The organism is Mesorhizobium sp. Mes31 (assembly GCF_024519675.1).
Lineage (GTDB): Bacteria > Pseudomonadota > Alphaproteobacteria > Rhizobiales > Rhizobiaceae > Mesorhizobium.
Map to the genome: position 1 here is coordinate 218,985 of NZ_JALJRL010000008.1, position 23,365 is coordinate 242,349.

At 63.6% G+C, this 23,365-nt stretch carries 25 protein-coding genes; 9 read left to right on the forward strand and 16 right to left on the reverse strand.

Translation table 11 applies throughout. The features are described 5' to 3' along the window. Positions 1–160 precede the first annotated feature (160 nt). Both NR193_RS16210 and NR193_RS16215 read left to right on the forward strand, forming a co-directional pair. Positions 161–871, forward strand: a complete 711-nt coding sequence (locus NR193_RS16210; protein ID WP_256751790.1) for a glycosyltransferase family 2 protein — start codon at positions 161–163, stop codon at positions 869–871. Continuing rightward, complete coding sequence (locus tag NR193_RS16215; RefSeq protein WP_256751791.1) at positions 841–1,152, forward strand: hypothetical protein; 312 nt, start codon at positions 841–843, stop codon at positions 1,150–1,152. Before NR193_RS16210 ends, NR193_RS16215 begins: the two co-directional genes overlap by 31 nt. 61 nt (positions 1,153–1,213) lie before the next feature. On the opposite strand, the gene NR193_RS16220 is transcribed toward NR193_RS16215, so the two are convergent. Next, a complete protein-coding gene (locus tag NR193_RS16220) occupies positions 1,214–1,534 on the reverse strand; it encodes a DUF1330 domain-containing protein (RefSeq protein WP_256751792.1) in 321 nt (106 codons plus the stop codon). Positions 1,535–1,910: 376 nt separating this feature from the next. Here NR193_RS16220 and NR193_RS16225 point away from each other — a divergent pair, with 376 nt between their 5' ends. After that, on the forward strand, positions 1,911–2,825 hold the full coding sequence (locus NR193_RS16225) for a glycosyltransferase family 2 protein (protein ID WP_256751793.1): 915 nt from the start codon (positions 1,911–1,913) through the stop codon (positions 2,823–2,825). Positions 2,826–2,889: 64 nt separating this feature from the next. On the opposite strand, the gene NR193_RS16230 is transcribed toward NR193_RS16225, so the two are convergent. The 3 genes from NR193_RS16230 to NR193_RS16240 all read right to left on the reverse strand — a co-directional run bounded on the left by NR193_RS16230 (position 2,890) and on the right by NR193_RS16240 (position 6,512). Next, positions 2,890–3,693: a DUF1194 domain-containing protein gene (locus tag NR193_RS16230; protein WP_256751794.1), complete on the reverse strand. Its 804-nt coding sequence runs from the start codon at positions 3,691–3,693 to the stop codon at positions 2,890–2,892. 85 nt (positions 3,694–3,778) lie between these two features. Continuing rightward, entirely contained in the window at positions 3,779–5,602 is a 1,824-nt protein-coding gene (locus tag NR193_RS16235) for an ABC transporter ATP-binding protein/permease (protein WP_256751795.1), read from the reverse strand. A gap of 127 nt (positions 5,603–5,729) precedes the next feature. Beyond that, entirely contained in the window at positions 5,730–6,512 is a 783-nt protein-coding gene (locus NR193_RS16240) for a class I SAM-dependent methyltransferase (RefSeq protein ID WP_256751796.1), read from the reverse strand. Between the two features lie 161 nt (positions 6,513–6,673). Here NR193_RS16240 and gloB point away from each other — a divergent pair, with 161 nt between their 5' ends. After that, positions 6,674–7,441: a hydroxyacylglutathione hydrolase gene (gloB, locus tag NR193_RS16245; protein WP_256751797.1), complete on the forward strand. Its 768-nt coding sequence runs from the start codon at positions 6,674–6,676 to the stop codon at positions 7,439–7,441. Positions 7,442–7,463: 22 nt separating this feature from the next. Continuing rightward, complete coding sequence (locus NR193_RS16250; protein ID WP_256751798.1) at positions 7,464–7,904, forward strand: cupin domain-containing protein; 441 nt, start codon at positions 7,464–7,466, stop codon at positions 7,902–7,904. Here the strand turns inward: NR193_RS16250 and NR193_RS16255 are convergent. Genes NR193_RS16255 through NR193_RS16265 form a run of 3 tightly spaced genes read right to left on the reverse strand, consistent with a single transcriptional unit; the run spans position 7,879 to position 10,322 of the window. Beyond that, positions 7,879–8,553: a lysoplasmalogenase family protein gene (locus NR193_RS16255; RefSeq protein ID WP_256751799.1), complete on the reverse strand. Its 675-nt coding sequence runs from the start codon at positions 8,551–8,553 to the stop codon at positions 7,879–7,881. The genes NR193_RS16250 and NR193_RS16255 overlap by 26 nt on opposite strands. Continuing rightward, a complete protein-coding gene (locus NR193_RS16260) occupies positions 8,550–9,485 on the reverse strand; it encodes a DMT family transporter (RefSeq protein ID WP_256751800.1) in 936 nt (311 codons plus the stop codon). Before NR193_RS16260 ends, NR193_RS16255 begins: the two co-directional genes overlap by 4 nt. Positions 9,486–9,533: 48 nt before the next feature. Further along, positions 9,534–10,322, reverse strand: coding sequence for a DUF3108 domain-containing protein (locus NR193_RS16265; RefSeq protein WP_256751801.1), 789 nt, complete (start codon positions 10,320–10,322; stop codon positions 9,534–9,536). A gap of 257 nt (positions 10,323–10,579) precedes the next feature. Between NR193_RS16265 and rpmB the strand changes: the two genes are divergently transcribed. The 3 genes from rpmB (at position 10,580) to NR193_RS16280 (ending at position 12,426) form a co-directional block, all read left to right on the forward strand. After that, positions 10,580–10,876, forward strand: a complete 297-nt coding sequence (gene rpmB, locus NR193_RS16270; RefSeq protein ID WP_091585249.1) for a 50S ribosomal protein L28 — start codon at positions 10,580–10,582, stop codon at positions 10,874–10,876. A 160-nt stretch (positions 10,877–11,036) separates the two neighbouring features. Beyond that, positions 11,037–11,717 (forward strand): queuosine precursor transporter, encoded by a 681-nt coding sequence (locus NR193_RS16275; protein WP_256751802.1) that lies wholly within the window; start codon positions 11,037–11,039, stop codon positions 11,715–11,717. Between the two features lie 28 nt (positions 11,718–11,745). Beyond that, on the forward strand, positions 11,746–12,426 hold the full coding sequence (locus NR193_RS16280; protein ID WP_256751803.1) for a hypothetical protein: 681 nt from the start codon (positions 11,746–11,748) through the stop codon (positions 12,424–12,426). Between the two features lie 370 nt (positions 12,427–12,796). On the opposite strand, the gene NR193_RS16285 is transcribed toward NR193_RS16280, so the two are convergent. The 4 genes from NR193_RS16285 to NR193_RS16300 form a co-directional block, all read right to left on the reverse strand. Continuing rightward, on the reverse strand, positions 12,797–13,825 hold the full coding sequence (locus tag NR193_RS16285) for an esterase-like activity of phytase family protein (protein WP_256751804.1): 1,029 nt from the start codon (positions 13,823–13,825) through the stop codon (positions 12,797–12,799). Further along, positions 13,822–15,720, reverse strand: coding sequence for a cobaltochelatase subunit CobT (gene cobT, locus NR193_RS16290; RefSeq protein ID WP_256751805.1), 1,899 nt, complete (start codon positions 15,718–15,720; stop codon positions 13,822–13,824). Before cobT ends, NR193_RS16285 begins: the two co-directional genes overlap by 4 nt. Before the next feature lie 61 nt (positions 15,721–15,781). Then, complete coding sequence (cobS, locus tag NR193_RS16295; RefSeq protein WP_091584803.1) at positions 15,782–16,768, reverse strand: cobaltochelatase subunit CobS; 987 nt, start codon at positions 16,766–16,768, stop codon at positions 15,782–15,784. Positions 16,769–16,891: 123 nt separating this feature from the next. Next, positions 16,892–17,521 carry a J domain-containing protein gene (locus NR193_RS16300; protein WP_091584801.1) on the reverse strand — a complete coding sequence of 210 codons (630 nt, stop codon included), beginning with the start codon at positions 17,519–17,521 and terminating at the stop codon, positions 16,892–16,894. A 180-nt stretch (positions 17,522–17,701) separates the two neighbouring features. Between NR193_RS16300 and NR193_RS16305 the strand changes: the two genes are divergently transcribed. Then, on the forward strand, positions 17,702–18,004 hold the full coding sequence (locus tag NR193_RS16305) for a BolA family transcriptional regulator (RefSeq protein WP_256751806.1): 303 nt from the start codon (positions 17,702–17,704) through the stop codon (positions 18,002–18,004). Positions 18,005–18,032: 28 nt separating this feature from the next. Here NR193_RS16305 and NR193_RS16310 read toward each other — a convergent pair whose 3' ends face one another. The 5 genes from NR193_RS16310 to NR193_RS16330 all read right to left on the reverse strand — a co-directional run bounded on the left by NR193_RS16310 (position 18,033) and on the right by NR193_RS16330 (position 23,196). After that, positions 18,033–19,586, reverse strand: a complete 1,554-nt coding sequence (locus NR193_RS16310) for an acetolactate synthase large subunit (protein WP_256751807.1) — start codon at positions 19,584–19,586, stop codon at positions 18,033–18,035. A 164-nt stretch (positions 19,587–19,750) separates the two neighbouring features. Next, positions 19,751–20,551: an alpha/beta hydrolase gene (locus NR193_RS16315; protein ID WP_256751808.1), complete on the reverse strand. Its 801-nt coding sequence runs from the start codon at positions 20,549–20,551 to the stop codon at positions 19,751–19,753. Further along, positions 20,548–21,450: an HlyC/CorC family transporter gene (locus tag NR193_RS16320; protein WP_256751809.1), complete on the reverse strand. Its 903-nt coding sequence runs from the start codon at positions 21,448–21,450 to the stop codon at positions 20,548–20,550. Before NR193_RS16320 ends, NR193_RS16315 begins: the two co-directional genes overlap by 4 nt. A 1-nt stretch (position 21,451) precedes the next feature. After that, complete coding sequence (gene aroB, locus NR193_RS16325; protein WP_256751810.1) at positions 21,452–22,588, reverse strand: 3-dehydroquinate synthase; 1,137 nt, start codon at positions 22,586–22,588, stop codon at positions 21,452–21,454. After that, entirely contained in the window at positions 22,585–23,196 is a 612-nt protein-coding gene (locus NR193_RS16330) for a shikimate kinase (RefSeq protein ID WP_256751811.1), read from the reverse strand. The genes aroB and NR193_RS16330 overlap by 4 nt, the downstream gene beginning before the upstream one ends. Positions 23,197–23,365 lie beyond the last annotated feature (169 nt).

Consider the following 23,365-nt stretch of genomic DNA (forward strand, 5'->3'; position numbering starts at 1 on the left):
TTCGCGCTCAGGTTCCGATTTGATCGTAAAGGCATCCGCCAGGGTACACCTGATAGCGGAGCGCCATACGAAACGATGTCGCTTGATCGGCAGGGGTTGCCTTTACATTGGGTTGCGGGAACTATAGCCACCCAGGCACTGATAGCTGGTCGGTGCAGAGATGGCTGAAGAACGCACAACATATTCACTCGTCGTGGAAATGGAGAACGCCAGGTCCATCGATTGGGCCGAGGTCGGCGTTGGACTGAAGGCCTTGGCGCGTGAAATTGCCGCCGTTTCTTCGAACGGCTTGGCAAGACCCAAGGTTGTCATTGCTCACGGCGGCAGAGACACGGATGCAAAATCTCTTCTTGACGACATCACGGCCGAAGCGCCGCAACTGGAACAGGTTGCCGACCTGATCTTTGCCGCTTGCCCAGGAGGACGATATTATGACCTCAAGAACAATGGAGTCCTGAAGACAGATGGAGATGTGGTTGTCTTGACCGATTCCGATACGGTTCCGGAGCCGGGGTGGCTCTCGGCTCTCCTTGGACCTTTTGAGGACCCGGAGATTATCTGCGTAAACGGCTACACATATCTTCTGTACGACGATTTCTTTTCCAGGACGTTTGCGCTGATTTGGTTTTTCCCGATGGCGCGAGGAGACAAGCGATTTGCTTCGAAACGGGCGATCAACGCCAACAATATAGCCTTTCGACGTCTCTGGATTACGAACAACCCTTTTCCGAAGCACAATGGCTTCAAGGTTTCCTGCACTTTGCTGATGCGTAAACTGCAACGCGAAGGTCATGAAATTCTGAACGTTAACGCACGCGTCTACCATTACGCGCCGCGCGGTTGGAATTCTTTTACTGGCGTGCGCTGGTAACCGGCCGTGATGCCGATCGGAAATTTGTCGAGCTCAGTTCACCCAGCCGCATGCAACGGGTGGTCAAGTCATTCAGCCGTTGGTTCACCATGTCCTGGCGTACAACGCGACGTATTGTGGGCCATGCCCGCGAGACAGGAATGCCCCTTTGGCAAATTCCCCTCTCCCTGATCGTCGGTCAGGCATTTTATGGCTTGGCGTTTTGGGGTCAGTTCAGTTTCGCAACCGGTATTGTCCGGGACGAAATCGAACTCGTGCCGGACTATATCGGACACAGCTAGACGCTTCGCGGCGGTCCTTCGAATTGCGCCTGCAAATGTTGAATTGACCAGGAGCAATCGACTACTCCAGGACATCCGTGGCCTTGTGCGGATGTCCAACGCCGGTGACGAAGATCACGTCGGATTCCGAATTCTCGGTCCGCAGCCCCAGGATCGCCTGGTAGGCGGGCGATTTGTACCATGCGCGCACATGTTGCCTATCCGGGAATTCGATGACGATCAGATGTCCCGGCCAACTGTTTTCGACGACCTCGAACTCGCCGCCATGGACGACGAAGCGACCGCCGAAGGGCTCCAGCGTGGCATCGATCTTCTCGAGATATTCTTCGATCCACGGTCCTGGCGTGACGTGGCGCATATGGGCAACGGCGTAGGCGGTCATGACTGTACTCCCTCTCCATCGAAGCCGATCAGCCGGCCTCGCAAGGGCAATGTGCCGAAACACCGACCCCAAGGCGATTACGCCCGAGGTAATGGAATACATGCGGTCTGGCGGTGGTGGATCGACCTCCCCGCCGGTGATTCGCCCCCCTTTTCCGGCAAGGCTGTTGCAATTGGAACGCTAGGGGCAGGAATTCGTCATTTCACGAGGGGTTGGGCACCGGCGCGGTGAGTGACACGAGCGGCTGTTTTATATAGCGTGGCGTCGAATACGATTGAGGTGTGGCGGAGGGGGAAGTCCGATCCATTCGACCGCTGTGAAAATCGAAAAGTCCTGGATTAACGCGCATCCTTGCGCGGGAAACAGCTGACGCGACATGGTCGGGATCATCGAACCCCTCATCACGGTCATAACGCCAACTCACAACCGGCGCGAAACAGTGCTGCGCGCGGTGGAAAGCGTGCTTTCCCAGAGCATGCCGAGACTTGAGCATATTGTCGTCGACGATGGCTCAAACGATGGAACCGAGGCCGCGCTTGCCCGCATTTGCGACCCACGGCTGATCTATGTCGGCGCCAAATGGCGAGGCGCCAACGCCGCCAGGAATGCCGGCATCGAGCGGGCGCGGGCGCCTGTGGTGACATTCCTCGATTCCGACGATGTCTACCTGCCGCACCGGCTCGAACGAACCCTGAGCTGGTTTGATGACAATCCGGTGCTTCAGGTCCTGATCAGCTCGTTTGTCTCCCTGAAGGGCAATCGCGCCACCAACTGCGTCAACCGCGATGTGTTCCTGAGCCCGACGATGCTGGAACGGGCGCTGGTCGCGCAGACGATCTTCATTGCCGGTTCAGCGATAACGGCCCGCCGCGAGGCCTTGCTGGGCATTGGCGGCTACGATAGTGACATCACCCGGATGCAGGATCGGGAATTGCTGCTGCGTCTTGCCCGGCGCTTCGGCGCGCAATTATCCGAGGACATGGACTGGACGAAATACAATTCGGAGAATTCGATTTCGGGCCGCCGCGACGGCTATGTCGAAGCCTATGCGAACCTGATGGGCAAACACCCGCATATTGCCCACTCCTATCCGCACATTCCGCCCTACATGATCTCGCGGCAGATCATTGCCGATATCCTTAGAGGCCGGATACCGGAGGCATTTGCGGGTTACATGGCCAACCGCTCGTCGGCGGCGCTCGGCTACTCGCTGCCGGAACTGATGCACGGCTATGTCCATGGCCGGCGCTGGCGCCGTGATCTTAAAAGGCTTGGTGCCCGTCCGGCCTGATATGTGTCCCCGAAAGCATGCCGGCTTTGGGACGGCGACATGCCCAAGCAGGTCCGGCGCAAGGTCATCTGTCGAGCTCCGGAAAAAACGGATCGGAATAGAACCGTCTGTCCCGTTCGCCCTGCAGGCAGTCGATGGGAGCCGCGGCATCGACGGGGACGACACTGCCCCTCTCCTGAATGCCGCTGACCTCGAGGATCAATTTGCGCCGGATGGCCGTGGAAAACTCGGCGGCCGCATGGATCGGCAGCACAAAGGAACCGGGCCCCCCGGTCACGCACTGGGCATAATATTGATCAAGATGGCTGAAGGTGGGCGACGGGCTGATCAGGATCGGCAGGCCGTTGACGACGATGCCTTTGGCGATGGCGGCATCGCGTGTCGTGGTGACCGGCGGCCCGATATTGTTCGGACCATCGCCGGAAATATCGATGACGCTGCGTTCGCCCTGGAAGGCAGTGCGATCGAAAAGCTCGGCGCCGAAGGCAAGCGCACCGGAAATCGAGGTGCCGCGAAAGCTGCGGAACGGGCGCGCCGCGACCTTGTCGGCAAAGCTGTTGGCGCTTTCGGCGCTGTCGATGATTTGCCAGCCGATGACCGCGTCATCGCGCACCGTGCCGGCCCATTCGAAATAAGCGAGCGCGATACGGCCCGTGCTGCCGGCGCGGACCGCCTTGATGAAATCGGGATGCCGCAGCGCCTCGACATAGCCGGCGCGCTGGAGGGCGAATTCCCTTTCGTCCATCGACAGCGAGATGTCGACAGCCAGCACCAGCTCGACGTCCACGGCCAGCGCATCGGGCGGCGAGGCAACAGGAGCTGCCTGGGCGCAGGCAAGACAGGCGAGCAGGCGGAGAGCATCAAGCATGGCCAGTGCCGAGGTTGTTTCTGCGGGAAGCTTCCCTCGCGATCACGGCGAAATAAAGCTCTGCGCCCATGGCCCGGACGTCGGCTTACCTCTTGCGGCGCGCGGCGACCGGCGGCGGTTCGATCGCGCCCGCCCTGATATGGGCAGGTTTCAGGGCCTGTGCACCGGTATCCTTCATGATGGTCAAAGCGCGTGGAAAGAACCGGATGTTGTGCTGGCCGCGTCCGATGTTGAGGATCGCGGCTCCGGGCAAGCGCTTCTCCAGCATCGACAGCACCCGCCGCAGCGAGGGTCCGTCGAACGCGTCCATGGCTTCGTCGATGATCACCCATTTCGGCTGTCGCAAGGCGAGCCTGGCGAAGGCCAGGGAGCGCTGTTCGTCATCGCCCAGTTCGTGCTCCCAGCGCGCGGAGCGGTCGAGCGAGGACGCCAGGCGCTCGAGCCCGACCTCGGCAAGAACCTCCGAAATCTGGGCATCACTCGCCGGCGCGGGTCCGTTCGAATGATCGAGGATCTCGCGCAACGTACCGGCCGGGAAATATGGGATGCGCGGCACGAATATGAGGGTTTCCCCTGCCGGCAGGCCGATCCGTCCGCGTCCCCAAGGCCACAGTCCGGCGATGGCGCGGAAGAACAGCGTCTTGCCGGCGCCCGGGTCGCCGGTGATCATGACGCGCTCGCCGGCGCGGATTTCGACATGCTGGTCGCCGAGCCTGGTGCACCCCTCCGGCGACGCCACTTCGAGTTTCTCGAAGGTCAGGCTGCCGCCAGGGTTCTCGACGAACTCGATCCGTTTCTCCGTATCGTGCAGCACATCGGTTTCACCGAGCGCGATGCGGAAATCGGCAACGCGCATCAATGTGGCGCGCCAATCGGCGATGCTGCCGATGTTGTTGATGAACCAGCGCAAGGAAGAATGGACCTGGTTGAAGGCGCCGACCGCCATCATCAGCCCGCCAAAACTGATGTCACCTGCGAAGTAGACCGGCGAGGCGACCAGGATCGGGGCCACGACGGTGATCCAGCCATAGGTATCGGTAACCCAGGACAGGTTGATCTGGGCGGTGTAGATGCGCCGCATGGCGCCGAGCACCGTGCCGAGGTCGAGTTCGAGCCGTCGCCTGGCGTCGGCCTCGCCATGGTACAACGCGATGGCGTCGACATTCTCATTGACGCGCACCATCGAGGAGCGCAGCTCCGCCTCCCGCGTGTAGCGGTCGCTGTTGAGACGGATCAGCGTCCGGCCGACCAGCCAGCTCAGCCACGAGGCGGTGCCGGCATAGAGGATGGCGGCCCAGACCATGTAGCCGGGAATCGCAAGGGAGGTCCCGCCAATGTGGAACACGAAGCCCGAAGACAGTTCCCACAACACGCCGACGAAGGACACCAGCAGGATGAAGGACTGAAGCAGGCCGACGCCGAGATCCGTCGACAGGTCGGACAGATGCGCGGCATCCTGCTGCATGCGCTGGTCGGGGTTGACGCCGATGGCGCCGGCATTGGCCAGCCGGAAGGCGCGCGCCGGCCGCGTCCACTGGTCGATCAGGTCGAGCGTCAGCGCCTCGCGTAGCTTCAGCCTGATCATCTGGTTGAGCCAGGTCTGGCCGATATTGAGCACCAGAAGCCCACCGGCTATGGCCGCGAAGACGAGAAGCTGGTGCAGGAAGGCCGCCATGTCGCGGCGTGCAAGCGCATCGTAGAAAGGCTGGTTCCAGCGGTTGAGCAGAACCTGGCCGATCGACGTTGCGATGATGACGGCCACGATGCCAACCGACGTCCAGAGCAACCACTTGCGAACCGGCGATCCCATCAGCGCCTGCTTGATCGTCGCCACCTGATCACGCAGGCTGCTGGCTTCGACCGCCGCAACCGGCCGGGCGAAAGCGTCGTTGTCCGGTTGATCAGCCATGGCCGAGGTCCTTGCGTTCAGAAGCGGTGCTGAAACCGGATGGAGAGACTTGACGGCATTGGTCTTTCAAGGGCCGCGCATGACAGATAGGTCGGGAAAAGCTCCGCGTCGCAAGTTTTCACCATGATCACGAAGGTGTCACCTGGCGAACCGACGAGATTGCCCCCTCGGCGTGGCGGCCGAGCCGCGTGGCGCCATGCGGCGACAGCACCGGCACGAAGACGCGGCGAGACGTCCGCTGAGCGACCGGCACGCCCTGATAGAGCCGTTTCTGCGCCTCGACGACGATGACGCCGGAAAAGATCGGCCACAGCCGCCGGCCGGCGCGTTCGAGCACGTTGTGAAAGCGCATCATGAAGCGCCGCCGCGATGGCGGGAAGAACAGGGCATCGGACCAGGCCGCGGGCGTGAAATTCGCCTCGCGCAGCAATTCGGTGAGCTGCCCGCGCGAAAAAGGCCGGCCATTGCCGAACGGCGTGTGCTCGAAGCGCGCCCAGACGCCGCGCCGGTTGGGTACGACGATGACGACGCGCCCCGCCGGCGACAGCACGCGCCAGATTTCGTTCAGCGTCTCGCGCGGGTTTTCGACATGCTCGAGTGAGTGGACGAGCAGCATGCGGTCGATGCTGGAATCGACCAGCGGCAGTTCCTCGTCGAAGACCAGTGCCGTCGCGGTCGGCCCCGTCGCCGGCCAGACCACCGCGCCCTGCGTCGCCGGCATGAAGGCAAAGACCCGTTCGGCGTCAGTGCCGAAGCGCTCCAGCCAGGGCAAGGTGTAGCCGAGGCCAACCAGCCGCTCATTGGGCACGACAGCCCATATCGATGACAGCGCCATGGTGATCGAGCGCTCGGCGAAGCGGCCGAGCGTTGTCGAATAGAAGGAGCGGAGATCGACGATGTCGGAATGCATGCGAGGGATGTAGCCGTGATAGCATCGGGTTTCAACAAAAGGCCTTGATGAGCCCGTCTTTCCGGGATGACATTCGTCACCCCTGGGATGACATTCGTCACCCCTGGGATGACATCCGCGTGCCGGGGCCCTATCTGTGCGGCGACAACGGAGAGACGAGAATGCCGGTCGAAATCGAACAATTCATGTGCCGCAGCGACAATTTCGGCGTGCTGGTGCATGACCCGAAAAGCGGCCAGACGGCGATCATCGATGCGCCCGAGGAGGCGCCAATCCTGGCCGCGATCAAGCGCACCGGCTGGAAGCCGACGATGATCCTGACCACGCATCACCATGTCGATCACGTCGAGGCCAATCTGGCGCTGAAGGAACGCTTCAAGCTGCGCATCGTCGGACCGGAGGCGGAAAAGGCCAAGATTCCCGGCATCGACGAAACCGTCGAAGAGGGTTCCGTCGTTCATCTCGGCGACGAGAGGATCGAGGTGATCGCCACGCCCGGCCACACCGCCGGCCATGTCTCCTATTACTTTCCGGCATCGAATGTGGCGTTCACCGCCGACACGCTGTTCGCGCTGGGTTGCGGGCGGCTGTTCGAATGCAAGCCGCCGGTGATGCATGAATCGTTGAAGAAGCTTGCCGCGCTTCCCGCCGCGACTGTCATCTATTGCGGTCATGAGTATACGCTCGCCAACGCCCGTTTCGCACTGACCGTCGACCCGACCAATTCGGCGCTGAAGGAGCGGGTTGTCAGGATCGAGGCGCTGCGCGCCGACGGCAAGCCCACCCTGCCGACGACGATCGGCGAGGAACTGTCGACCAATCCCTTCCTGCGCTGGCATGACCCTGCGATCCGCAAGCATCTGGGTATGGAAAAGGCGAGCGATGCCGAGGTGTTCGCCGAGATCCGCAAGCGCAAGGACAATTTCTGAGACTGGTGGTATCGTCGAAACCATGACGAGCTCCGCGGAAATCATCGCCATCCTCGGTCTGAAGCCACATCCGGAAGGTGGCTGGTACGCGGAGACCTTTCGCGATCACAATGGCGGCGCGCGCGGCCATTCGACGGCGATCTACTTCCTGCTGGAACAAGACCAGTTGTCTGCCTGGCACCGGGTCAAGGATGCCGCCGAAGTCTGGCATTTCCATGCCGGCGCCCCACTGGCGCTGTCGATGTGGGAGGAAGGCAGTGCCATGATCGAGCAGGTGCTTGGCGTCGGGCTGGCGGCGGGCGAGCGACCGCAGGTCGTCGTGCCGGCCGGCTGGTGGCAATCGGCGCGCAGCCTCGGCGAATGGACGCTGGTCGGCTGCACCGTCGCGCCGGGCTTTGATTTTGCCGCCTTCGAACTGGCCGAGCCAGGCTGGAGTCCTACCTTAGCAGGAAACCGAGGGTGATCCCCAGCTGAGCGGCGTAGTAGAGCGCCCAGACGGCAAAGCGCATCCAGATGCGATGCGGCGAGATGGCGGCCACCAGGAATTTTTCGGTGGCGAGCAATCCGTCGGATGCCATGAACAGCACGGCGCCGCCGATCAGCCACGCATTGCTTGTCGTCAGGGCAGACATGCCCATCGCCAGGATCGCCGCGACATAGACGGCGATCGGGACACGCAGGCCGGGACCGACGCGACGCCAGAGCGCCGCCAGCATGACGATCGCAAACACGGCCATCGCCAGCGCGATCGCCCCGCGCCACGATTCGGCGCCAAGCAATCCCAACCCGCCACCGCTGCGCAGGAACAGCGCGACATAGACGATGTGCGCGACGAGAAAACTGGCCAGCCCGCCGAGAAAGGCCTTTTCGCCGTCGCGCGACAGGAAGGCGTCGCCAACGGCGCTGAGCGCGAGAGCGGCGACCAGCAGGAGCGGGCCGCCCTGCAGCGCCGCCAGCACGGCAAGCATCGCCACGGCGAGCGTCTTTGCCGCCGAGCGGGCAAGCGTTGGCGCCATGCCCAGCGTGAAGGCGTAGATCACCGCCGCCACCAGCGAAAAGATCAGCGTCGCATTGGCATTGGCGTCGATGCCGCCGGCAAATGGCAGCGTCATGCCCCGGCTCCGCTTTCGGATGCCCCGGCTCGGCTCTCGGATGCCTTCACCCCGCTTTCGGCTGGCGCCGACTTGCGCAGGAACAGCGATTTCGCCGCAAGGGCCGCGCCGCCGGTGATCAGCACGCAGGCGGCCAGGATGCGCAGCGATGGCTCGGCGACGCCGGCCGCGATCAGCACCAGCGTCGACAACAGCGGCGCCGCATAGCTTGCCGCCCCGAGCACCTGGATGTTGCCACGCTTGACGCCGATGTCCCAGGCATAGAAAGCCGCCCCCACGGGCATCAGGCCGAGCCCGAGCACGGCCAGCCATTGGCCGGCACCGTCAGGCAGCACGGTTTGTTCCAGGGCCAGGTGGCAGACGAGCGACAGCACCGCGGTGGCCGCGCAGAACCAGGTGACGACGCTGGTCGGCACCGATGGGAAGCGCCGCGACAAAAGCGAATAGGACGACCACAGCAAAGCGCAGACGGCGGCCATCGCATAGCCGAAGGCAAAGCGGGCGTCGAATGCGAGACCGCCGCCCTTGGTGACGATCAGCACGGTGCCGGCAAGGCCGAGAAGCGCGCCGACGACATGGTTCCAGGCCAGCCGTTCGCCCGGCATCAGCGCCGAACCAAGCACGATCAGCAGTGGCCACAGATAGGCAATCAGGCTCGCCTCCACCGCCGGCGCATTGCGCAGCGCCGTGAAGTAGAAGAAGTGGTAGCCGAACAGGCCGGCAATGCCGATCAGCCAGACTTGCGGCGGTGTCTTCTGGCTCTTGTCGGAGGCCGGCATGAACAGCCGCGCGACCAGCCCGACCCCGGTGCCGATCGAGAAGGTGATCGCCGACAGCAGGAACGGCGGCACCCTGCCGGATGCATCCGTAAGCAGCGCCAGCAGCGCCCACATGGCGACCGCCGAAAAGCCGATCAGTGTCGCGCGCCCCATTCTGTCTCCAGTGGCACGCCCCATCCTGTCTCCAGTGATGCGCCTTGCCTATTGTACCGCTTCGAAACGCCCGGCGCTGATCGTCAAGGTGCCGATCTGGGTGCCGACCGTGGCGTGGATCGGCGCATATACTCCGGTTTGGCCGAGCGGCGCAAACGTCACCATCATGCGGCTGCGGTTCTTCAGATAGTTCAGCGCCTTGCGGCCCTTGCGATAGCCCGCCACCGGCTCGAAACCCATCCGGCAGGTGACGGTGTCGCCCTTGTAGCCCTGCACCGAGATCGTGCCTTTCGAATCGTAGGTCAGCGTCAGATCGGCGCGCATCTCGCCATCATAGAACTTCACCTTGCGGCCGCAGACCTGGTCGAGACTGTCGGCATGGATGACGGTAGCCGCCATCGGATCGAGCACCGACGCCAGGTCGCTGGCGCCGAGCGGCACCCAGCTCTTGGGATCGCGCTTGCCCGGCGCCGGGACGACCTGCGTCGAGGCGACCGAGCCATTGGCAAAGCGGATATCGACCACCGATGCCTTCTTGCCGGAGGTGTAGTCGGCACGGAACGCCTGCGGCACCATCTTCTTGCCCGAAATCGTGCCTTTGGACGAGATCGTACCACGCGTATCGTCGAACAGTTTGGCCAGACCCGCGGCGCTGACGCTGCCTTCGATCGCGTAGGCGCCGTTCTCATAGTGGCTTGAGAACGTCGATCTCGCGATCGAGAGACCGAGGAATGAGACCGTGTATTCGCCCTTGAAGGACTGTGGCGAGGCAGCTGCAGCGGCGGACGGCAAGGCAATGGCAAGCACGGCAACAAGGGCGTGTGACGAACGATGCATGGCGGGATCGGTCCTCGATTTTTCGACCGGAGGCGGGCAACTCCGGTCTGGCATGTCCCTATGAGACCGCTTATAGGGTGAAATCCGGCCTTAATATGAAATGCCGGGCGCTTCCGTGGGCAAGCCGGAGCTTGACGCACCGGCGAAATGCAACTATGGAACGCCAACTTTTTCCATAAGGCCGCCTGACCAGAACCGCGCGCCACCCGGCGTGGGCACAAAGGTTTGGCAAGCCCCGAGAACTGAAGGTTAGAACAATGTCCCGCACCTGCGAACTCACTGCCAAGGCAGTCATGTCCGGCAACAATGTGAGCCACGCCAACAACAAGACCAAGCGTCGCTTCCTGCCGAACCTCGTCAATGTAACGCTGATTTCGGAAGCGCTGAACCAGAATGTGCGCCTGCGCATTTCGGCCAACGCGCTGCGTTCGGTCGAACATCGCGGCGGTCTCGATGCTTTCCTGGCCAAGGCCGACGTCAAGGAATTGTCGCAGCGCGCGCGCCTGCTGAAGAAGCAGATCGCCAAGAAGCTGGCTGATCAGCCCGCTGCCTGATATCGTTTAAGGCGGGGGACGACCGCCCTGGCCAACCTCTTGTTGGCCTCGAGCATCGGATCGAAGCCCAAGGGTCTCGGCAATCCGGTGCCCGAATACGAAGCGAGCATCGCCCGGATGGGCATGATGCTCCGCTGGTTCCATTACCCAGGATAAAAAAATGAAGTCCTTCTCGCGATACCTGCCATTCGTGGCCGCCATGGCGCTTGTCGTCGTGGCGTCGAACATTCTCGTGCAGTTCCCGATGCAGGGACAGATCGGCAGCCTTTCGCTGGCCGACCTTTTGACCTGGGGCGCCTTCACCTATCCCTTCTCCTTCCTGGTCACCGACCTCGCCAACCGCCGCTATGGGCCTGCCGTGGCGCGCCGGATCGTGTTTGTCGGCTTCATGATGGCGGTGGTCTGCTCGATCCTTGTCCCGCCCTTCCTGTTCCGCCACGGCCTGATCGAATTCGAAACCGCCGCCGACCGGCTGGTGCGCATCGCGGCGGCGTCCGGCGCTGCGTTCCTCAGCGCGCAATTGCTCGACGTGACCGTGTTCAACCGGCTGCGCCGGCAGAGCTGGTGGCGGGCGCCGATCGTCGGCACGCTGGTCGGTTCGGTGTTCGACACCGCCGTGTTCTTCACCGTCGCGTTCTCGGCCACTTTCGCCTTCGCTGGCCCGAACGACAGTTTCGCGCTCGAAACCGCACCGCTGATGGGCGTCTTCCATGTCGACGCCATGCGTTGGGTTTCGTGGGCGCTTGGCGACCTCAGCGTGAAGCTGATCATCGCCGTGGTGGCGCTTATCCCCTACCGGCTGCTGGCCACCCGTTGGAGCCAGCCGGCGCTGGCCGCATAGTCATGATTCCGAAAAGGGGAATCAGGCAGTGATCCCCTGGGTCCAGCTGGATTCTGCGAAGACGCCCGACGGCGCGCAGGAACTTCGCCTCAAGCGGCGCGGTTCCGAATTCTCGATCATGCTGGGCACCAACGAGCTGATGAACAGCCGCCTCAGCGGCTCCGAGGAAGCGCTGGCAAAGCTCTCCTGCCAGAAGATTGCCAGCCATCGGCAACCGAGAATCCTCGTCGGCGGGCTTGGCATGGGGTTTACGCTGCGCGCCGCACTCGCCGAGTTGGGGGGCGATGCCGAAATTGTTGTCGCCGAGTTGGTGCCAGCCGTCGTCGCCTGGGCACGCGGCCCGATGGCCGAGGTGCTTGGCGGTTGCCTCGACGATCCGCGCGTCACCATTCAGGAGACCGACGTCGGGCAGCTGATACGGTCGCCGGCGTTGGGCTATGACGCCATCCTGCTCGATGTCGACAACGGCCCGGAAGGCATCGTGCACAAATCCAACGATGCGCTTTACAGCCTGCAGGGCCTGGCGGCCGCACGCACCGCCCTCAAGCGGGGCGGCGTGCTGGCCGTGTGGTCTCAAGGCTCGGACAGTGGCTTCACCCGGCGGCTGAAGCAGGCGGGGTTCGCGGTCGAAGAGGTCAACACGCGCGCCAACGGCAAGCGCGGCGCGCGTCATGTCATCTGGATCGCCACCAACGGCTCCCGGCCCTGACTGGAAGCCAGGCAGCGGACCAGCCGCGGGCGGTGTGAACTGTCGGGGGCGATTGATCCGTCTCGGCCAGAACCTGGCCGAGCCGGTCGAGGTGCCGTTCCGCCGGCATGCGGCGTTCCGTGATCCAGTCGGCGAGCGGAGCGAGCCCGCCCGGCTCGATCCGGCAGGTGCGCACCCGCCCGATCTTTTCGCTGCGGATCAGCCCGCAGGCCTCTTATGCAGGGAGTCACCCGTCCTCTCCTCCGGAGGGGGACAGGTGGCGCTTCGAAGCAGCGACGGAGTGGGGGAAGGCGTCCGACCAAATCGAACACACCCAAATCGAAGCCGCCCGTTGAAAGCCCTCAACTTCAGGTTCGAGTTGGAGCGCCGCTCAATCCTTGTGGAGAATGAATTCCAGATAGAGGTTGCGCTGCAGGATCGAGTGGTTGTCGTCGGAGATCAGCGACACCATCAGCGCACCGTCGTCGCGGGTCCAGACGTCGAGCCCTTCCATGTTGTCGATCTGGTAGCCCATGTCGGCTTCCAGCAGCACCGGCCCATCAGCGACCGCGCCCTTCTCGACGCTCTCGCCATAGATGCGCCGCAGCCGCATCTTGACGCCGCTGGCCATCGAAAAACTGCGCTCCAGCAGCAAAAGGTCACCGTCCGGCAGGAAGGCACCGTCGGTGATGTCGAAGTCGCCGTTGCGCTTGACGGTGAAGACGCCCTTGTGCGGCCCTTCGATGATGGCGGCATAGATGTTGCCGGCCTTGTCCAGGCTCTTCTCCGACACCACCACCAGCCCGCCCTGATGCTGGCCGTTGGCACTGGCATGGGTGACGGTTTCGAAGCCGCGATTCTGGCGCAGTTCCCGGGCCGGAACCAGGAAGTCCAGTTGTTTGAACGGCGCTTTCATGTCGTCAGGATCGATCTTGAACTGGGCGACGCGGTGGTTGCGCTCGAAGCCGACCGTGGCGATGCCGTCCTTGACGGCGAGGCCTTCGGCGTCGACTTCCCACTTCTTTTCGATTGCCTGACCTGATCCGTCGACCATCTGCTGCATATGAAAATTCCGGACGCCGGATGGCCGCCTGTCGGCGTCGCGGACCACCGTGCCGAAAAACCAGAAGCCGGTGTCGGCCACCCCGACGAAATCGCCGCCGGCTTTCAGAAATCGGAAGGCCGACAGCGCACCGAAGTCGCGCGACGGCGAGGTCATCTCCAGCCCGCCGACGAATTCGAGCGGTCCGAACTGCTTGTCGGCACGGCCAATCTGGAATTCGGTGATCGGGCGAGCCGAGATTTCGATCGGCTCGACCGAGGCCGGGCCGGCCGAACCGGCTGGCGCCGAAGCCACGCCGACAAGCAGGACGATGGCGGCGAAAAGCGTCCGTCGAAGGCCGCCGCGCGGAAAAATCATCCGGCGCGCCGCATGCCGCCGCGCCGCGTGTCGCGCGCGCTTTCCTCGGCGAACAGCGAAGCCAGTTGCTCGGTCATGGCGCCGGCCAGTTCCTCGGCATCGACGATGGTGACCGCGCGCCTGTAATAGCGAGTGACGTCATGGCCGATGCCGATGGCCAGCAATTCGACCGGCGAGCGCGTCTCGATCAGCTCGATGACGGCGCGCAGATGGCGCTCGAGATAATTGCCCGGATTGACCGACAGCGTCGAATCGTCGACCGGCGCGCCGTCCGAGATCATCATCAGGATCTTGCGCTGTTCCGGGCGGGCGATCAGGCGATTGTGCGCCCACAGCAGCGCCTCGCCGTCGATGTTTTCCTTAAGCAGGCCCTCGCGCATCATCAGGCCGAGATTGCGCCGTGCCCGCCGCCACGGATGGTCGGCCGACTTGTAGATGATGTGGCGCAAATCGTTGAGCCGGCCCGGATTCGGCGGCTTGCCGTCCTTCAGCCATTTCTCGCGCGCCTGCCCGCCCTTCCAGGCCCGGGTGGTGAAGCCGAGGATCTCGACCGAGACGCCGCAGCGCTCCAGCGTGCGCGCCAGGATGTCGGCGCAGGTGGCAGCGACCGTGATCGGCCGGCCGCGCATCGAGCCGGAATTGTCGAGCACCAGCGTCACCACCGTGTCGCGGAATTTGGTGTCGCGCTCCTGCTTGAAGGACAACGGCTGCATCGGGTCGATGACGACGCGCACCAGCCGTGCCGGGTCGAGATAGCCTTCTTCCAGGTCGAAGTCCCAGGACCGGTTCTGCTGCGCCATCAGGCGGCGCTGCAGCCGGTTGGCCAGCCGCCCGACGACGCCGGACAGATTGGCAAGCTGCTTGTCGAGGAAGGCGCGCAGCCGGTCGAGTTCCTCTTCTTCGCACAGCTCCTCGGCGCCGACCGTCTCGTCGAAGGCGGTGGTGAAGACCTTGTAGTCGATTTCCTTCGGCAGGTTGGCGAAGGGATTGTCGTTGCGGCGCGCCTCGCCGGGGGTCTCGGCATCCGCGTCGTCATCGTCGGACAGATCGTCGGCGGTGGCGTCGGATGCCTCCGTCTCGGCCGACTGCTCGTCGTCGGCCGAAGCCTCGGCATCCTCGGACTGCGACTGTTCGGAGCCGGAATCCTCTTCGCCGCCTTCCTCGCTTTGCTCCTCGCCTTGCGGCTGGTTGTCGTCATTGTCGTCGGAGTCTTCCGTCTCCTGGTCGTCGCCTAGCTCCTCGGCCATTTCCATGGAAGCGAGCATCTCGCGCACGACGCGGGCGAAGGCCTGCTGGTCGTCGAGCTTGGCTGAAAGTCCGTCGAGGTCGGCCTTGGCCTTTTCCTCGACCCAGGGGCGCCAGAGCTCGACCAGCCGCTCGCCGCTCTTCGGGATCGGGCGGCCGGTCAGCTTCTCGCGCACCATCAGCGCCAATGCTTCCTCGATCGGCGCGTCGGCCTTGTCCTTGACATCGACGAGGTTGGCCTTGGCGTATTTGTCCTCCAGCATCGAGCCGATATTGTCGGCCACACCTTGCATGGCTCTGCTGCCGATCGCCTCGACGCGGGCCTGCTCGACCGCATCATAGATGGCACGGGCCTGCTTGCCTTCCGGCGCCAGCTTGGTGTGGATGCGCACGTCATGGCAGGCGCGCTTCAGCGCCATGGAATCGCCGAGGCCGCGGGTGATGGCGATGTCGGTCTTCGACGCCTTCTTTGGCAGTTCGGGCAAGCGGGCGCGGCTGCCGGCGAGTGCCGGCCTATCCTTGGCGAAAGCGACTTCCAGATCCTTGTCGCCGGCGATGGCGCGCATGCAGACGGAGACGGCGCGCTTGAAGCTATCGGCTTCAGAACCCGTCTTCGACTTGTTGCGCGTGTTGTCGCCCGGACCCGCCATCGATTATTCCCTGGAGCACGACGTTGCCGGACAAGTCATATGACCATCCGGCATCGCGCTCTTAGCCCAGCACCACGTTGGCGGCACTCTCGGGCAGATCCTCGCCGAAGGCGCGCTGGTAGAACTCGGCAACGACCGAGCGTTCCAGTTCGTCGCACTTGTTGAGGAAGGTCAGCCGGAACGCCATGCCGATATTGCCGAAGATCTCGGCATTCTCGGCCCAGGTGATGACCGTGCGCGGGCTCATCACCGTCGACAGATCGCCATTGATGAAGGCCGAGCGCGTCATGTCGGCGACGCGCACCATCTTGTTGACGATGTCCTTGCCCTTGCCGTCGCGATAGTGCTTGGCCTTGGCCAGCACGATGGCGACTTCATTGTCGTGCGGCAGATAGTTCAGCGTTGTGACGATCGACCAGCGGTCCATCTGCGCCTGGTTGATCTGCTGGGTGCCGTGATAGAGGCCGGTGGTGTCGCCCAGCCCGACCGTGTTGGCGGTCGAGAACAGCCGGAACGCCGGATGCGGACGAATAACCCGGCTCTGGTCGAGCAGCGTCAGCCGGCCCGACGATTCCAGCACGCGCTGGATGACGAACATCACGTCCGGACGACCGGCGTCATACTCGTCGAAGCACAGCGCGACATTGTGCTGATAGGCCCAGGGCAGGATGCCGTCGCGGAATTCGGTGATCTGCAAGCCATCCTTGACGACGATCGCGTCCTTGCCGACGAGATCGATACGGCTGACATGGCTGTCGAGGTTGACGCGCACGCAAGGCCAGTTGAGGCGGGCGGCGACCTGTTCGATATGGGTCGACTTGCCGGTGCCGTGATAGCCCGACACCATGACGCGGCGGTTGTAGGCAAAGCCCGCCAGGATCGCCATGGTCGTGTTCTTGTCGAACAGATAGTCGGGATCGATGTCGGGCACATGTTCGCTGGTCGCCGAATAGGCCGGCACCACCATCTTGGACTCGAAACCGAATTTTTCCTTCACCGACACCGTGGTGTCGGGCAGGTTGGCGATGTCGCGATCGACCTTGTTCATATCTCTCAACGTCTCCACGGGCGAAACGCCTGATTTCGCCGGCAATCGATTTTGTTCGGGGGCGGTCTTAGAGCCTTTTCCAATCTTATGAAAGTTGGAAAAATGCCCCGACCGAAAGGTCGCTCAGCACAGGCCCGCCTGTTTGAGCACGCGATAGGCCTGCAGCACATCGCGGAACCGGTCTTCCGAACCTCTGTCGCCGCCATTCGCATCCGGATGGTGACGCTTCACCAGTTCCTTATAGCGCGCCTTGATCTCCTTGCCAGTCGCCTTTGTATCAAGGCCAAGCGTTTCCAGTGCCTTGGCCTCAAGCGGCTTGGCCTTGCGCTCGCGCGCCTCGCGCGGATCCTTCGGCCCCTTGAACAGGTCGAAGGGGTCGCGCATGCGATTGTAGTAGCCGGCGCGGCCGGAACGCATCTGGGCCATATCGGGCGACGAACGCGTCGAGGCGCCGTTGACCCCCATTTTCCAGGTCGGCCGATGGCCGGTCATCGCTTCCTTCTGGAAGCGCGCGACCTCGGTGTCCGGGACGCCGGAGAAATAGTTGAAGCCCTTGTTGTACTCGCGCACGTGGTCGAAGCAGAAGCGGAAATACTCGCCCTCCTTCATGCGCCCGACCGGCGCCCGATGGGTGCCGGCCTCCTTGCAGCCATCCCACTGGCAGATCGGCGAATGCGACTTCAGCTCCGCATCCTTCTCCGGACGGATGCGAATCTTCTCGAAATATTTGGGGTACGGCTTCATCTCACCCATTTATGGGGCGTTCGCAGATGCGAAACAAGAATTGACATTTTCGCGATGATCGCCCTAACCGCTGAATCGCGGCATAAAGCGGGCGAATGGCGGATTTTGTTGCGCGGTAGCCCCATTTTCCAAACCGATTCCGGTTTTACGGGCTGCTGCGCCAGCCATATGTGGTGAAGGGAGACGGCGATGTCCATACAGACGACCATGGAAGACAAGCTCAACAGGGCATTTTCGCCGGACCGGCTGGTCATCATCAACGAAAGCCATCTCCATGCCGGCCATCACCATTCTGGCTCCGACCATCACGGCACCTATGATGGCACCGGCGAGACACATTTTCGCGTCCGCGTCGTCGCTTCCGCCTTTGTCGGCATGAGCCGCATCGACCGTCACCGCGCCGTCAACGAGTTGCTTGCCGACGAACTGAAGGCCGGCGTGCATGCGCTGGCAATCGAACCGGCGGCTCCCGGCGAAAAGACCCGCTGGTAGGCCAGGTCGCTCTCGCCTTCCGCAGCGCTCAGAGCACCGCTTCGATGAGAAACGGCCCGCGCCGCGACAAAGCACTGTCCAGAAGCGCGTCGAACCGTTCGCACGTGTCGGCGCGGGCTGCCTCCACGCCCATGCCTTTCGCCAGCGAAACCCAGTCCAGCGAGGGATGGTCGAGGTCGAGCATCCGCCTGGCATTCTCGCCGATCGCGCCGACGCCGACATTGCGCATTTCACCATGCAGGATCGCATAGGTCCTGTTGGAAAAGACAATCGTCACCACGTCGAGATTTTCCCTCGCCTGCGTCCACAGTCCCTGCACCGTGTACATGCCGCTGCCATCGGCCTCCAGATTGATCACCTTGCGACCGGGACAGGCGATCGCCGCCCCGGTTGCCATCGGGATGCCTCCGCCGATCGATCCACCCGTGCCCATCATGTAGTCGTGCGGCGCGGCAAAGGCCGACAGCGCGAAGAAACGCCGCGCCGAAGTGATCGCCTCATCACAGATGATCGCATCCGCGGGGAGCTTTCGCGCCACCGACAGTGCGATGGCATCTTCCGTCAGCTTGCCACTCGGCGTTGCCTCCTCGGGGAACGCGGTGGCAAACACCGTTTGTTGCGACGGCTTTATGCCGAGCTCGTCGCGAAGCGCTTCCAGCGCGGCCTGCAGATCGTCGCCATGGCCGGCAAGCGTCAGCACCTGGCAGCCGTCGCGAACGAGCCGTCCGGGTTTTCCCGGATAGGCGAAGAAGGCAACCGGCTCCTTCGCGCCGACCAGGATAAGGACGTCGATATCCCTGAGCAGCGCCGTCGCCGCATCGACCGGATAAGGGATGCGGCTCGGGGCGACACGGCCGCGCCCGCGTTGCATCCGGGCGATCAGGACCTCGCTGAACAGACGGACATCGCCGGCTGTCGATATCTGGCCGGCGATTTCAAGCGCGTCGGCCCGCGCTGCTCGGCCGCGGACGATCATGCCGGCACGGCCCGGAGCGGCCCGGATCGCAGCCGCTACCTTTCGCACGGCGTCCATGTCGACGGCGGGCGGCGGCGCAAGCTTGACCTTGCCGACCGAGACCGCGCCAACCTCGCCCCATGCCGCATCCGCAGGCAGGATCAGCGTTGCGACGCCCGGAGGTGTCAGCGATGCACGAAAGGCCGCCTGGGCCGCCGGCGCGACATCGGCCGGACCGTCGACGCGGCCGACCCAGTTCGACATTGGCGCCGCCAGGCTCTCGATGTCGCTGGTCAGCGGAGCGTCGAGCGCCAGATGGTAGGAGGCATGGTCGCCGACAATGTTGATCATCGGGCTAAACGCGCGCCGGGCATTGTGCATGTTGGCCAGGCCGTTGGCCAAGCCCGGGCCGGTATGCAGCAGCGTCGCTGCGGGGCGGTCGGCCATGCGCGCATAGCCGTCGGCGGCACCGGTCACCACGCCTTCGAACAGGCCGAGCACGCAACGCATCTCGGGTTTGCGGTCGAGCGCTGCAACGAAATGCATTTCGGATGTGCCGGGATTGGCGAAGCAGACCGTCACATCATTGGCCAGCAGCACGTCGCACAGGACATCGGCGCCATTCATGAAATTCTCTCCCATCTGACGATTAGGAGCAATTCCAGGAAAAGTGTGAAACGGGCTTCCGTCGGAATTGCGATGAAACAAACAGATGGAGCAATTGCACCCGCGGACGCCCGCGCGGCAATATCCCGCCGCCACCTTTGATCTGATCCAGTTCTTGTATCCGCTCAGCCCACCGTCGCTTTCAGGAACGCCAGCGCGGCAGTGGTCAGCGCGTCGCCGTCCTCGCCGAAATCGCGGTCGATCGACATATGCGTATAGGCGCTACCGTCGAACAGCGTGACCTTTGTGCCGGTGGCGCGCAGGCGCTCGGCAAAGGCCTTCGAGTCCTCGCCACGGCCAGGCGCCCGCGAATAGGCGATGAAGGTTGGCGGATGCTGGCGGCCGTCGACATAGCTGACCGGAGACAGGGCAGCCCATTGCGCTGGATCGGAAAAGACCCGCGCATAGGCCCGGACCATGCCGCCATTCTTGGAGAGTGCCGCAAGATCATAGGCCCTGGTGTCGTCGAGAATGAGTGCCGCGACGCCAAGCAGCCCGCCGCGCATGCCGGTCAATGCAATCAGATGGCAGCCGGCCGAATGGCCCATCCCGACAATGCGGCTGGGGTCGCCGCCATGCTGGGCGATGTTGGCGCGCACATAGGCATAGGCCTTTTCGACATCGCCAGCCTGGGTCGCGACATCCGCCCGGGGCAGCATGCGATAGTCGATCGAGACGAAACAAAAGCCGTTGGCGAGCAGGAAGGCCGGCTTGGCGCCCACCTGGCTGCGTTTGCCAAACTCCCAGGCACCGCCATGGACGAAGAAGACGACAGGCAAACCCTTTGCGCCATCAGGCGCGTAGATATCGAGCTTGGCCGGGCCGTAGTCGAAGGTTTTGGGAGATGGCGACGACTGGCGCGCGAAAGTCTTGGCTGGCAGAAAAGCCGCCATCGAAGCCAAAAGCAGGGTTCGCCGATCAATCACCCCAGGGCGTCCCCGGCTGGCCTGATCCTCAACCGGGCGATCCGGTTCTTGTCGCGCTTCATCACGATAAAGCGCTTGCCGTGGAACGTAAAAGCCTGCTTCTCCTCGGGGATCGACTGCGTCTCATGGATGACGAGGCCGGCAATGGTGGTCGCTTCCTCGTCCGGCAAGTCCCAGTCGAGCGCCCGGTTCAGGTCGCGGATCGGCACATTGCCGTCGACGACGACGGAGCCGTCGGCCTCCTGCTTGACGCCCTGGATATCGACATCGTGCTCGTCGGCGATCTCGCCGACGATCTCCTCGATGATATCTTCCAGCGTCACCAGGCCTTCGACCTCGCCATACTCGTCGACGACGACGGCAAAATGCGCCTTTCGGCGCAGGAAGGCGTTGAGCTGTTCCTGCAGGGTCGTGGTGTCGGGCACGAACCAGGGCCTCGAGGCGATCTTCATCACATCGATCTTGGAAAAATCGTTGCCGACTTCATTGAGCGCGCGCAGCAGGTCCTTGGCGTGCAGCACACCGACGATGTTGTCGAGCGAGCCCTTCCACAGGGGCATGCGGGTGTGCGGGCTCTGCAGGATCTCGCGCACCACCGCTTCCGGCGGATTGTCGGCATTGACCGAACGCATGTTGGTGCGGTGCACCATGACGTCGGAGACTTCGAGCTCTTCGAGGTCGAACAGGCCACCGACACGGTCGCGATCCTCGCGCACCACCTGGCCGTCGCGGCGGAAATCGTCGACCGCGCCGCGCAACTCGTCCTGGCTCGACCGCTGCGGCTCGATGCGCAGCAGCTCGTAGCCGAACGCGGCGAGCAGGCGCGTGCGCAAGGCAACGGCCAGCAGGATGAGGACGGCAAGGACAGCAACGACGATCCAGCCGGTCCCGTTGTCCATCTCAGCCGGCTTTCCTGTTGCCCGGATGGTTCTCTTTCAGGAACAACAGCACCTCCGACGCCGGCACGTCCTTGGCAATGAACGCCTGGCCGATGCCGCGCGTCAGGATGAAGGTCAGCGCGCCGCGTGACACTTTCTTGTCCTGGGTGATGAAGGCAAGCAGCGCGTCGGCATCCGGCAGATCGCCCGGAATATCGGCCATCCGCCACGGCAGGCCGACGGCGCGCAGATGCGCCTCGACGCGCGCCGCGTCGTCGGGGCTGGCCAGATTGAGCCGCGACGAGAACCGATGCGCCAGCGCCATGCCGATGGCGACCCCTTCGCCATGGACGAGACGGGTTCCGTCATAATGCGTGGCGGCTTCCAGCGCGTGGCCGAACGTGTGGCCGAGATTGAGCAGCGCGCGGTCGCCGGTCTCGAACTCGTCGCGGGCGACCACGTCGGCCTTGGCGCGGCAGGCTTCGGCAACCGCCTGCGCCCTCTCCGGCCCGCCGGCGAACACCTTGCCCCAGTTCTGTTCCAGCCAGCCGAAGAACTCTGGCCGATCGATCAGCCCGTATTTGGCAAGCTCGGCATAGCCGGCGCGGAATTCGCGGATCGGCAGCGTGTCGAGCACCTCGGTATCGGCCAATACCAGCTTCGGCTGGTGGAAGACGCCGACGAGGTTCTTGCCGCGCGGACTGTTGATGCCGGTCTTGCCACCGACCGAGGAATCGACCTGCGCCAGCAGCGAGGTCGGAATCTGCACGAAATTCATGCCGCGCCGCACGATACCGGCGGCAAAGCCGGCAAGGTCGCCGATGACGCCGCCGCCCAGGGCGATGACGATGTCGCCGCGCTCCAGCCTGGCGGCCAGCACGCTGTCCACCACCTCTTCGAGATGGGCAAAGCTCTTGGTTTTCTCGCCGGCCGGCAGCGTGATGACGGCTGGCTGGATGCCGCTCTTTTCGAGACCTGCCTTCAGCGCGTCGAGATGCGCCGCCGCGACATTGGCGTCGGTGACGACGGCAGCGCGCGTGCCTGGCAGGCGGCGCGAAATCTCGGCACCGGCGCGCAACAGCAGCCCCGAGCCGATCAGGATGTCGTAGGTCCGGTCGCCAAGCCCGACCTCGACAACAACGGGTGCATCGGCGCTCACGATCGTACCTCGCCTGTCGCGGCAATTTCATCGATGCCGAAATGCCGGCCCAGCGCCTCGATCACCTCGGCGGCGATAACCTCCTTGCGGTCGTCGCGGGTCGGCACGGTGACGTCCGATGTCGCGTAGACCGGATAGCGCTCGCCCATCAGCCGTTCCAGCACGGCGCGGGGATCGGCGCTTTTCAACAGCGGCCGGTTCTGCTTCTTGGAGACGCGGTCCATCAAAAGGTCGAGCTCAGCCTTCAGCCATACCGACACGCCGTGGGCGGCGATGGCCTCGCGCGTCTGCGCGTTCATGAAGGCGCCGCCGCCCGTCGACAGCACCTGCGGGCCGTTTTCCAGCACGCGCAGGATGACGCGCTGCTCCAGGGCCCGGAACTCGGTCTCTCCATAGCGCTCGAACAGCTCCGGAACGGTCATCCGCGAGACACTTTCGATCTCCTGGTCGCTGTCGATGAACGGCAGCGCCAGCATCGTCGCCACCTTGCGGCCGATCGCCGTCTTGCCGGCGCCCATCAGCCCGACAAAGACGATGGAACGACCGCCCAGCCGGCCAAGCAGCGCGGCGTGGCTCTCGCCTGGAGGATTTGCCGGTAGCGCGTTCATCAGATGTTTCCACGGCCCTCTTTGCCGGCGTATCGACATGAAAAGCCCGTTTGCGTCAAGCTTGGCAAGCACCCGAGCCTGATATGGGCTGGCAAGGTCTGATCAGAAGTTGCTGACAGGCCTCAGCTTCTTCCTTGAATTGGCCGGATTGGCGTCCCATAAGGGGACA